7 protein-coding genes and 1 tRNA gene are annotated in these 11,801 nt (G+C 63.7%); 1 reads left to right on the top strand and 7 read right to left on the bottom strand.

What is annotated here, in order from left to right; genetic code table 11:
* Nucleotides 1–350: 350 nt before the first annotated feature.
* Nucleotides 351–440, top strand: a tRNA-Ser gene (locus tag FJU11_RS02030).
* Nucleotides 441–767: 327 nt separating this feature from the next.
* On the opposite strand, the gene FJU11_RS02025 is transcribed toward FJU11_RS02030, so the two are convergent.
* From FJU11_RS02025 to FJU11_RS01995, 7 genes are all read right to left on the bottom strand, one after another.
* Entirely contained in the window at nucleotides 768–2,723 is a 1,956-nt protein-coding gene (locus tag FJU11_RS02025) for a potassium transporter Kup (RefSeq protein WP_141165345.1), read from the bottom strand.
* Between the two features lie 429 nt (nucleotides 2,724–3,152).
* Nucleotides 3,153–4,700: a hydantoinase/oxoprolinase N-terminal domain-containing protein gene (locus FJU11_RS02020; RefSeq protein ID WP_141165344.1), complete on the bottom strand. Its 1,548-nt coding sequence runs from the start codon at nucleotides 4,698–4,700 to the stop codon at nucleotides 3,153–3,155.
* Complete coding sequence (locus FJU11_RS02015) at nucleotides 4,697–5,773, bottom strand: DUF917 domain-containing protein (RefSeq protein WP_141165343.1); 1,077 nt, start codon at nucleotides 5,771–5,773, stop codon at nucleotides 4,697–4,699. Before FJU11_RS02015 ends, FJU11_RS02020 begins: the two co-directional genes overlap by 4 nt.
* A gap of 58 nt (nucleotides 5,774–5,831) precedes the next feature.
* Nucleotides 5,832–7,418, bottom strand: a complete 1,587-nt coding sequence (locus tag FJU11_RS02010; RefSeq protein WP_141165342.1) for an ABC transporter substrate-binding protein — start codon at nucleotides 7,416–7,418, stop codon at nucleotides 5,832–5,834.
* A gap of 53 nt (nucleotides 7,419–7,471) precedes the next feature.
* Nucleotides 7,472–8,593 carry a DUF917 domain-containing protein gene (locus FJU11_RS02005; protein WP_141165341.1) on the bottom strand — a complete coding sequence of 374 codons (1,122 nt, stop codon included), beginning with the start codon at nucleotides 8,591–8,593 and terminating at the stop codon, nucleotides 7,472–7,474.
* On the bottom strand, nucleotides 8,586–10,136 hold the full coding sequence (locus FJU11_RS02000) for a hydantoinase/oxoprolinase N-terminal domain-containing protein (RefSeq protein WP_141165340.1): 1,551 nt from the start codon (nucleotides 10,134–10,136) through the stop codon (nucleotides 8,586–8,588). The genes FJU11_RS02005 and FJU11_RS02000 overlap by 8 nt, the downstream gene beginning before the upstream one ends.
* A gap of 14 nt (nucleotides 10,137–10,150) precedes the next feature.
* Nucleotides 10,151–11,797, bottom strand: coding sequence for an ATP-binding cassette domain-containing protein (locus FJU11_RS01995; protein WP_141165339.1), 1,647 nt, complete (start codon nucleotides 11,795–11,797; stop codon nucleotides 10,151–10,153).
* Nucleotides 11,798–11,801 lie beyond the last annotated feature (4 nt).

Below are 11,801 nucleotides of genomic sequence, written 5' to 3'. Positions count from 1 at the left end.
GATTTCGGCATCGGGAAAGCCAATGGTTTCCAATTCGTTAATGAATACTGCCCCCGAACGCTGCCCCTGCCTCTTCTCCGGCCGGACGCGAGCATCCTTCCCAACGGCCAGCACATCCGACTCGAATCGACCCTCCCCGCGCACACGTACGCGCGCGCGTTCCCCTGTAGTCTGAGCACCCACGATTTTCGAACCGATGCCGGCCATGCGCGCACGAACGCGAACACGGAGCCCAACCGATCCGACCCAGAACAACGGCAAACTAAATAAGAAAAACAGAATACACAAATAGAAAAAACAGATCGCGCCGCTTGATCCAGGCCACCCTTTTCTTTATTGCCGCAGTCGACGGAGAGGTGGCCGAGTGGTCGAAGGCGCTCCCCTGCTAAGGGAGTATACCGGAGACGGTATCGAGGGTTCGAATCCCTTCCTCTCCGCCATATTCCAAACGCCCGAATCATAAGCCGTTTGTGCCAGAGGCTGCCGCATGTACACCCGGTGGCACGCATGCGGACGTGCTTCCTAACCCGTCGTTGGGACGTCTACCTTTCGCCGAACGCTTCTTCGGCAAGCTCAAGCACTTCCGCAGAATCGCGACACGCTAAGGCAAGCTAGCAAGAAGCTTTCCTGCCGCCGTCACCCTCGCATCGGCAAGCCCGTGCATGTGGACTTATGAGTCCAGTACTGGGCGCGCGAGATGCCGAGCGAACTCGTATGCGCCTTCCAACCTACGGACTCGATATCCATGCCACGTCAGCCTGCGCGCATCAGATGCGCACGCGCATGCCGAGCTCGACGGCCTTGTCCGCGGGGATGTGGTAGCCCGTCGTGGCGTCGGAGGAATTGCGCATCAGGAAGTCGAGCAGACGGTCGCGCCATGCGGCCATGCCGTCGTGCCGGCCCTTGCCGCTGATCGGCGACTGATGCTCGATGTAGTACGTCGTCTCGTCGAGATCGATGTCGAGGCCGTTCTCGTTGCCGTTCGCGAGTTCTGAGGGAACATTGATGCCCTGCATGTAGCCGTAGTGCAGAACCACCCGGTAGAAGCCGTCGCCGAGGTCCTCGACCTGCAGCCGCTCCTCGCGCGTCGTGCGCGGCACGTCCTCGACCAGCACGGTCAGGAGGACGACCTGCTTCTGGAGGGCCCGGTTCCGCTCGATGTGGTGGAAGAGGAGCGGCGGGGTCTCCTTCAGGTGCGACGTCAGGAAGATGGCCGTGCCCGGAACGCGCGCGATCTCCTGGTCCGCGAGTTCCTGCACGACCTCCTCGACCGTCTTCGATTCCTTGTTCGAACGGCGCGTGAGCAGATCCCGGCCGCGCCGCCAGGTCGACATGATCGTGAAGAAGAGGATCGCGACGATGATCGGGAACCAGCCGCCATGCGGAATGCGCAGGAGGTTCGACCCGAAATAGGCAAGATCCACGAAGAGGAAGCCGACGAGAAGGGCGAGAGCCGCCCAAAGCGACCACCGCCCGCGTTCGCGCGCCACGAAGAAGGCGAGGATGGTGGTCACGACCATCGCCGTGCTGACGCTGATGCCGTAGGTGCTCGCGAGCCGATCGGAGCTCTGGAAGAGCACGACCAGGATGATCGCCGAGACCATCAGCATCCAGTTGACGAACGGCACGTAGACCTGTCCGGCGGCCTCCTCCGAAGTCTGGATGACGCGCGAGGGCGGCATCATGCCGAGCCTGGCGGCCTGTCGCGTCATCGAGAAGGCGCCAGTGATTGCCGCCTGCGAGGCGATGATCGTCGCCATCGTCGCCAGGATCACCATCGGATAGAGGAACATGTCCGGGATCAGGCGGAAAAAGGGATGGGAAACCGCCTCCGGGTTCGTCAGGAGAAGTGCGGACTGCCCGAAATAGTTCAGCATCAAGGACGGCAGGACGAAGAAGAACCAGAGCCTGCGGATCGGCCGGCGACCGAAATGGCCGATGTCGGCGTAGAGCGCCTCGGCACCCGTCGTGACGAGGAAGACCGCGAAGAGGACGAGAAAGCCGGCGAGCCCGTTTTGGTAGAAGAAAGCGACGGCATGGATCGGATTGACGGCGAAGAGCACCCGCGGCGCCATCGCGATGCCGTAGATGCCGAGCGCGGCGATCGACAGGAACCAGACCGCCATGACGGGACCGAAGGCCGCGCCGATGCGCTGCGTGCCGAAGCGCTGCGCCACGAAAAGGAGGACGAGGATGACCAGCGTCACGGAGATGACGTGCTCGCCCATGCCCGCCGAGGCCACCTCCAGGCCCTCGACCGCGCTGAGGATGGAAATGGCGGGGGTGATCATGACGCCGGCATAAAGCATCGCCGCGCCCGCGAGCCCGAGAAGCACCAGCGCGTGGCGCCGGCGCCGCTCGATGTGTCGCCACGGACGCAGCAGCGCGATCAGTGCGAAGGTACCCCCCTCGCCCCGATTGTCGGCCCTGAGGACGAACGCCATGTATTTCACCGACACGACGACGATGAGCGTCCAGAAGACCAGCGACAGGATGCCGATGACGTTGACCGCGCTCGGGTCCAGCGGATGCGTGCCGCCGGTGAAGACCGTGTGGAGGGCATAGATCGAGCAGGTGCCGAGGTCGCCATAGACGACGCCGAGCACGCCGAGTCCGATCTTCAACCGCTGCGAGACGGTCTGGCGGTCGTCGGCATCCGCGTCCGGCGCGGCATGCGCACGACCGGCGCGATCCTGGGCTTCGACTTCGGGCGGCTGGCTCATCGGCGCCGATCCGGCGTCGAGAGATGGGGCGGGGTTTGTGTCATCGCGCGATACGTATCGCGCTGGGCGATCGACGCAAGGTTGTCATTCGTCGGTCGCTCGACCGATCGCCGGGAATATCGTGTTTTTCCGCGCTGCAATTCGACGATTGCTCGACATCTTCGCGAAGCGCGACTCCATGCGAGCCTTCGGAAGGATCGTTCCGGCGTCGAGGCTGTTCGATAACGAACAGCCGCCGTCTTCCCGCCCTTGCCGACGGACATACCGGACGCCTCGTTGGATCGGTGACGGGCAGACCAGCGTCCCGCTCGAAAGCGTGCGACGAATGCACGAGATGCCGGAGCCGGTCGTCATCTGTCGCCCTTGGAGTGTCGAGCGCAGCCGCGTCTCCGACCGATCATCAAACCCTTGATGAGGACTATCTTTTGGCTAACCGGCGCCGCCAAAATCGATGTCGCCGATGACGCGCACGCGCACGCGTCTCGCGTTGTCGCGAAGATAGGCGATCGGAATATCTTCTATCTCGAGGGTCGAAAGGGTTTCTTCCCTTGCACCGGCGGCGACGGCATTCGTGCGTGCGGCGCTCTCGGCCTCAGCGATCGCGTTTTCGCGCGACATGCGGGAAAAGACCTGATCGACTTCCCCGGAAACCTGCGCCATCGCCGCGCCCAGCGCGTTTGCCGTGCCGGCGTTCTCGGTTCGAATGACCTTGCTCGCTCCCGCCACCGTATCGGAAACGAGGAAAGCACCGCCGCCGACGGCGATCAGCGGGATCGACTCGGCCGAAATCTTCATTCGATCGAAACCGTCGGCCACCATTTCGCGAAGGCGCGTCAGTGTCTGCGACACGAAGGCGGGATCGAGACCCTTTACTCGGTCGTGATCACCCATCTCGACTAGTCCCGCGGCAACACCGATGTCGGAGGTCGTCAACGTTTCCCCGCCGAAAACCAGGGAGTCCTGCGTGATCCGGTAGCCGACGCTGCGTGGGCCTATCGCACCGGTCTTTGCATCGACGATGGTTCCGCCGCCAAGCGCGATCGGAAGAAGATCCGGCATGCGGAAAAGGGTTCGCACACCGCCCACATGCACGATGTTGTTGGCCTCGCGCGGAAATCCGCCGGACAGGCAGCCGATATCGGAGGTCGTTCCGCCGACATCGACGACCATCGCGTCGTTCTCGCCGGTCAGAAACGCCGCCCCCCGCATCGAATTGGTGGGCCCGGATGCGAAGCAGTGAACCGGATTCTCGGCGGCGATCGAGGCGAGCGCTACCGTGCCATCGTTCTGGGTCAGGAAGAAGGGTGCATCGATACCGGCGGTAGCAAGCGCGTCATCGAAAGCCTTGACGGTGCGCCGACCGAGTTCCTGAAGCGTCGCGTTCAGTGCCGCGACGTTCTCGCGTTCCAGGAGACCGATCCGGCCGAGCGTGTGGGACAACGTGATGCGCGCGTTCGGCAGGATTTCACGCACGAGATCGGCTGCTCGCCGCTCGCACTGCGATGTCAGCGGCGAAAAGAGTGCCGAGATCGCGATCGCGGTAATGCCGGCATCGCGTATGGCTCGCGCCGCGTCGCGGACCTCGTCATCGCGCATTTCGACGAGCGCTCGCCCATCATATTCGTGGCCGCCATGGACCATGAACATCATGGGATCGACGCAACGACGCAGATCGTCGGGCCAATCGATCAGCGGTGGCAAGGATCGTCCGGATGGAAGCGCAATCCGGATGACGGCTATGCGTTCGAGGCGTGCCCGCTCGACGATTGCGTTGGTGAAATGCGTCGTACCAATCATCACCGCGTCGATCGGGCCGTTGCCGGGACCGCGCGCATCGCTCACCGCATCGAGCGCGGTGCGCACGCCTGACATGACGTCTTCGCTTGTGGGGACCTTTACGGTCGCAACGATCGTGTCGCCGTCGACCATGGCGGCATCGGTATTGGTACCGCCTACATCTATCCCGATACGCTTCATGAGAACACCGACTTGTAATCGAGATCGTATCCGAAGGCCCGTGGCCCGACGGCTTCCAGGCCCGCCGGCGTCTTCAGGATCTGCGGTGCCGGGAGTGCGATCAGGTTCACCCTTTGACCGTAGCGCACCGTCTCCGTTCCGATCGCCTCGCCGGAGACCGTATCAAGAAGGCACAGGAGGTCCGGCGTCATGCCGATTGCCACGCCGTCACGCATGGCGATGGCCCATTCGTTCTGGAAGCCCATCTCGAGCCGTGTCCCGCGGTCGTCACCAAGGCCTTCGACATACGCCTTGCCGCGCAAAAACCCGCCCGATGTGACACGGTCGACGTCGACCACCTTGCCCTTGAAGAGAGCAACGCCGCCGGCGTGCGCGAGTACCGCCTCGATCGGATCGGCATGGGCGGCCCGCGCCTTCTGCACGGCGCGGCCAAGGGCGATCGCCTGCGTCACGGTTCCGTGTATGCCCCATTGCCTGACCTCGCGGCCGGTGCGCGGCGCCTTGCAGGTCGCGGCCGTCGAGCCGACCTCGGTGCACACCCTTCGGCTGATGCGCTCCATCCATTTCCACGACGCAGCCTTGGTGACGATCACCTCGTTGTCGCGTACGTCGACGAGCGACAGCGGATACATCGTCAGCCCGCCGATCGCGAACGAGGTCATCTGCGCCTCCGGATAGGCCCGGCCCATCGCATCGGCGTCCACAACCGGCTTGCCGGTCGCGGCGGCGGCCAGGAACGAGGCAAACGCGTTGCCACCGCCGATCTCCAGGTTCATGACCGCCCGGAACGATTGCCCAAGATAGTCCTCCATCGCGGTAACCGCCCGCCCAAGCAGTACCGGATCACGCAGCCGCTCCTGACCGACGAGCGGCGCGCCCATGCCGGACACCACCGCAACGAGGTCGTCGTCGTCGAGGTCGCCCGCATCGATCACCTCGACCGAATGCCCGGATCGGCAGAGTTCGCGCATGTTGAGGGCGGAAACATAGGGGCTTCCGCCGCCGCCGGTACCGAGGATCCAGGCGCCGGTCGCAAGCGGCGCAATGTCGTCTTCGAGAAACGTACGTTTCATCGTCATCTTTCGGAATTTCCCCGACTGGCGGCCGAGACCGGCCGCCAGTCGGCACGGCTCATTTGGCCGAGCAGTCCCAGTGATAGTTCCAGAAATTCAGGTCCCAGCTCTGCATCGGGATGTATTTGTATCCCTGAAGGCATTTGCTGGCGGCGTAGTGGCGCACCGGGGCGTTGGCGAAGACCGTCGGTTGCAGCTTCATGATGCGCTGCTGGATCTGCTTGTAGATCGCGTTGCGAGCCTTCACTTCGGGCGTCGCTCGCGCCTTGGCGATCAGATCGTCGGTGGTCTTGTCGTCCAGCCATTCCATCGACAGCCATGTACCCGACGCCATCGAATCGTACTGCGGATAGAACATGCTGTCCGGCGAGGGATAGGTCGGCCCGATATTCACCTCGGTAATGTTTGGCGTCGTCGTTGGCTTCGTCGCCATGTCGACGATCCGGTTCCAGGGTTGCGGCTGGATGTCGACGGTGATGCCGATCGAAGAAAGATTTGCCTGCATAAGCAGTGCGACCTCCTGCTCGAAGGACAGAGCATCGACGTAGGATAGCGTCACCTTGATTGGCTTGCCCGCGTATTTCGACTTGGCGAGTTCGGCGTTGGCCGCCTTCAGATCGTATTGGCCGGGCTTGATCGAGTCGTCATGGGCGTCCTTGAAAACCGGCGGCAATGGTCCGGTCATCGGCTTTCCGGGCTGGATGATCGTTTGGATCGTGTTGTAGTCGGTGGCAAGCGCGATCGCCTTGCGCACATAAACGTCGTCGGTGGGTGCGCGCTGGGTGTTGAGCTTCATCGTGAAGCCCGTTGCCGTCGTCGTGTCGATGAGCTTGTAATTCGGCAGTTTGCCGATCGCCTGGACCGTATCGGTCGAGAGGCTCGACGACGACATGCCGAGTTCGCCCTTCTGCGCCAGCGCCTTGACCGTCGCTTCGTCCGATGTCTGAACGAAACGCAACTGGTCGATCGGCGTGCCGTTCGGCCACCCGAGGAAATAGTCCGGGTTGCGCTTCATCACCAGATCAGCGGAGCGGTTGTAGCTGACGAGTTGGTAGGGGCCGGAACCAACGGAGTGGTCCGCGACGTAGCTCTTGCCCCACTCGGACTTGGCGTTGGCTTTGATCTCGTCCTCGTTGACGACGAGGATAAGGGGCGTGACCGCCATGAAGGGAGAGAACGGCTTGTTGAGCTTGACGACCACCGTATGGTCGTCGGGGGCTTTGACGTTCTTCGCATCCACCAGACCGTCGATCAGGTGAGACGGGCCCTCGTTGATCGCCAGCATGCGCTGGATCGTATAAACGACGTCCGATGCCTTCATCGGCGTTCCGTTCTGGAACTTGACGTCGTCACGCAGGTGGAAGGTGTAGGTCAGTCCGTCCTTCGAGATGTCCCAGCTCTTGGCGAGCTGCGGGACGATCTTGCCGGCTTCGTTCACGGTCGTCAGCCCGTCATACATGTTCACGACCGCCATGTAGCCGGTGTAGTCGGTCACCCGTGCGGGATCGAGCGACTTGAAGATTTGTGTGATGTTGACGACGGTGGAAACCGGATCCGCCGCATGAGCGGACATGGGCAGACCGATAGCGGCCGTGCCGGCGAGAAGGAAAGCGGCGAAGGCGTTGCGCAAATGCGGATTGTTCATCTTTTTTCCTCTGGAGTGTGGCAAAGTTCGGAAATCGTTCGGCCCATGGGTCGTCATGCCGCCGGTTCGAGCGGTACGTAAGCGATGTCGGGATAGCCAAAGGCGGACGGACCAACGACGGCAAGCGCCTCTTCGCTGCGTAGAAGCTGCGGCGCCGGCAGGGCGACAACCGAGACCCGCTGGCCATAGCGCAGCATCTCGGTGGTGATCGCGTGACCGCTGTCGATGTCGAGGATGACGATGAGATCCGGTACCGAGACCTCCACGATGCCCTCGCGCGCGAAGACGAGGTTCTCGTTCTGGATCTTCACTTCGGCGCTCTCGCCATGATGGTTGCCGAAACCCGTCAACGTCAGTTCGCCGACGGCGAAGCCCGCGCGCAGATGCCGTCTGAGATCGGTGATCTTGCCGGTAAACACCTGCCGACCGGTTTGATGCGCACATAGTGCCGCGATCGGATCCTCCTGCCGGCGCCGTGCCGTCATCACGGCTTCGCCGAGCGCGATCGCACGCGTGTAGCTATCCGGCACGGCGTACCGACACAGGAACCGCGCACTCATCGGAGCGGCGGCAAGCATCGCTCCGCCACCCTGTGCGACGACGCAGGCTCGCGCCATCCTCTCATGCCAGACCTCCGACGCCGCATGCGTGAAGGTGACGACGTTGCCGTGCAGGTCGCACATGACCGACGGCGTCGAGGAATGCCCGTAGATCGAGAACGTCGTCATCTGCATCTCGGGGAAGGCCCGCCCCATTCCATCGCAGTCGAGCACGGGCAACCCGGCAAGGCCGGCGGCGACAAGCGGGCTCATCGAGTTCGCACCGCCGATCTCTTCGCAGACGACGGCATCGATCGGTGCGCGGAGGAGTTCTTCCATGGCGCGCAGACATCTCAATCCCTCGCGTCCCTCGCGAATACGCTCGACGCCGACCACGGGCGCGCCGATACCACCGACCGGCATGCACACGGCCTCCTGCGCAATCCTGTCGGGCGCAAGGATGCTGAGTTCGTAGCCATCGTTCATTGCCTGCAAGGCAAGCAGCTTGCCCTGATAGGGATTGCCGCCGCCGCCCGTGCCGAGGATGCCGGCACCGATCTCGAGCGCATCGAGGTCCTCGCGGGTCAGCACCCGCAGGTCGCTACGATCGAAGGTGGTTCGCTTCGTCTCAGACATCGATGGCTCCCATTTCCCCCACGACCTTGACGTGGATGCGCGTGGCGTTGCCGGGCAGATAGGCGAGCGGCGTATCCTCGCGCTCGATCACTTCGAGGGTGCTCGCAAGCGCGCCGGCCTCGATGGCACGCCCCCTCGCCTCGTCCTCCGCCTGGGCAAGCGCGCTCTCGCGCGTGCGTCCCTCGACGAGCGAAAAGATCCGGTCCGTCTCTCCGCTGATCTGAGCGATCGCGGCACCGACGGCATTCGCCACGGCAAAATTTTCCGGCCGTACCACCTTCAGGTCGCCGATGCGCTCGGGCATCAGTACGGAGCCACCGCCGACCGCAATGACCGGCACCGGATCGGCCGAGACGCGCGCGCGTTCGACGCACTGTTCGATCATTTCCGCAATGCGCTCGCCGGCGCGTTCGACAAGCGCGCGGTCGAGACGCGCGACACGCTCACGTTCGCCGATATCGGTGCGACCTCGTGCGACCGCGATATCCGTCGCCGTCAGCGTCTTGCCGCCGAAGACCAAGGCCTCCTTCGAAACCCGGTAGCCGACCGAACGCGGGCCGATCGTTGCGCCGTCGTCGGTGACGAGCGAACCGCCTCCCAGTCCGATGGACAGAACGTCGGGCATGCGGAAATTCGTGCGTACACCGCCGATATCGACCGTCGTCGCCGCTTGCCTCGGAAAGCCGAGATGCAGCGATCCGATGTCGCTCGTCGTACCTCCCACGTCGACGACGATCGCCTCACGCAATCCCGTGAGGAAGGCGGCGCCGCGCATCGAATTCGTCGGGCCGGAAGCGAAGGTGAGCACCGGCTTCTCGCGCACGATGTCGGCAGCCATCAACGTACCGTCGTTCTGCGTGACGTAGAACGGACAGGTGATGCCCGCCCCGGCAAGTGCGCCGGCAAAAGCCGAAACGGTGCGCTCGGCAAGCGACAGGAGCGATGCGTTCATGATGGTCGCGCTCTCGCGCGCCAGCAGGCCATGCTGTCCGATGTCGTTGGAAAGAACCACCGAAAGGCCCGGGCAGTGCGCCTGCAGGACTTCTCCGGCACGCCGTTCCATCGCATCGTTGATGCCGCAGAAGACGCCGGTTACGGCAGCCGCCTTGAGGCCCTTCGCGCGGATGTCACCGGCGATGCGCACGAGCGCATCCTCATCGAGCGGACTGATCTCGCGACCGTCGAACTCGTATCCGCCCTTGACCTGATAGACGTGGTTACCGACGACCCCCCTGATATCTTTCGGCCAGTCGATCATCGGTGGCAAACCCGCACCGGCCGGCAGGGCAAGACGGATCGCGGCGACTTCCTCGATTTCACGTCGCTCTATCACTGCGTTTGTGAAATGCGTCGTGCCGATCATCACCATCCCGATCGCCTCACGCGTGATGCCGGCAGCGTCGATGACCGCTTCGAGCGCCTCGATGATCCCCGATGTGACATCCTCGCTCGTCGACACCTTCACGCCGGCCAGTACTGCCCGGGCGTCGAGCACGACGGCATCGGTATTGGTCCCGCCCACGTCAATTCCGACACGCAGCACGCGTTCTCCTTCTCTCATTGTGTAGCGGCGACGAGAAAGCGCTGACGCTCCGTCTCCGTCACCTTGGGTTTGAGGTGTTCCTCATCGTCGCTGACCACCGGGATCGCCGAGATCAGCGCACGGGTATAGGGATGCTCGGGCTCGGCGAAGAGCTCGGCCGGACGACCCTCCTCGACGATCTCGCCACGCAGCATGATCGCGATGCGCGAACAGAAATTCCGCATCAGCGAAAGGTCGTGCGAAATGATCAGATAGGTAAGGCCGAGTTCGTCGCGAAGCTGCAGCAAAAGGTCGATGATGGTCTTCTGAACCGAGACATCGAGGGCCGCGGTCGGTTCGTCGAGAATGAGGATCCGCGGTTCGGCGGCAAGCGCCCGCGCGATCGCGACGCGCTGCTTCTGGCCGCCCGACAGTTCGTGCGGGTACTTGCCGAGATAAGACCGCGGGAGACGGACGAGCTGCATCAGCTCGTCGAGGCGCGCGCTTCGCGCCGCCCCGCGCATGCCGATCGACGCCAATGGCAGCGTCAGCGTCTGTTCGACGGAGCGGCGCGGATTGAGCGAAGTGCCGGGATTCTGGTAGACGATCTGCGTTGCCCGGCGGTCGCCCGCCGCCTTGCCGTCGATCTCGATCGTCCCGGCGCTCGGCGGCGTCAGCCCCATGACCATGCGTGCGACGCTGGTCTTGCCCGAACCGCTTTCGCCGGCCAGTCCGAAGATCTCGCCCTTGCGCAGGTCGAAGGAAACGTTCTTCACCGCATGGAAGCGATGCTGGCGGCGACCGTAGAGCTTGTCGAGATTGCGGATCGTCACGATCGGCACCCCACGGCTTTCGGGCTGGTCGGTGACCTTCGGCCCGAACAGCGCCGGCACCGCGTCGAGCAGGCTCAGCGTATAGGCCGCGGCCGGTTCCTTCATGATTCGCTCCGTCGGCCCGGTCTCGACGATGTCGCCGTGGTGCATGACGACGACGCGGTCCGCCGCCTTGCGCACGACGCCGAGATTGTGGGTGATGAGCAGCAGCGCCATCCCCTCCTCTTCGACCAGCCGGTTGACGAGGTTGAGAATTTCGTCCTGCGTGGTCACGTCGAGCGCTGTACCGGGTTCGTCCGCGATCAAGAGGCGCGGCCGGTGCAGGAGCGCCAGCCCGATCAGCACGCGCTGTCGCATACCGCCCGACAGTTCCGACGGCCAGGCGTTCATCACCCGTTCGGGCTCGGAAAGCTGCACCCGCCTCAGCACTTCGGCAATGCGCTTGCGGCGAGCCGCCTTGCCGTTTCGGATGCCGTTGCGACGATCGGCAAAGCGCATCACGTCGTCGAGATGGGTTCCGATCCTGAAGACCGGATTGAAGGAGGACAGCGGGTCCTGCATGATCAGCGAGAACGCCGTGCCCTTCAGCGCCTCGCGCCGGTCGCGCGAAAGCGAAAGCACGTCTTCGCCTTCAAGCGCGATGCGACCGCCGTCGATCGTCGCGTTGTTGGGCAACGTGCCGATGATCGCCTTGGCCGTGACCGACTTTCCCGAACCCGTCTCACCGATGAGCGCGACGCGCTCGCTCGGCGCGATCGAGAAGCCGACGTCACGCAGCACCTGGCGCTTGCGCCCGTAGGTCGTGAAGAAGACATCGAGGCCCTGAACGTCGAGCAGCGCTGCGGCCATCTTT

This window comes from Pararhizobium mangrovi, from assembly GCF_006516965.1.
GTDB lineage: Bacteria > Pseudomonadota > Alphaproteobacteria > Rhizobiales > Rhizobiaceae > Pararhizobium_B > Pararhizobium_B mangrovi.
This window is presented reverse-complemented; position numbering and strand designations above follow the sequence as displayed.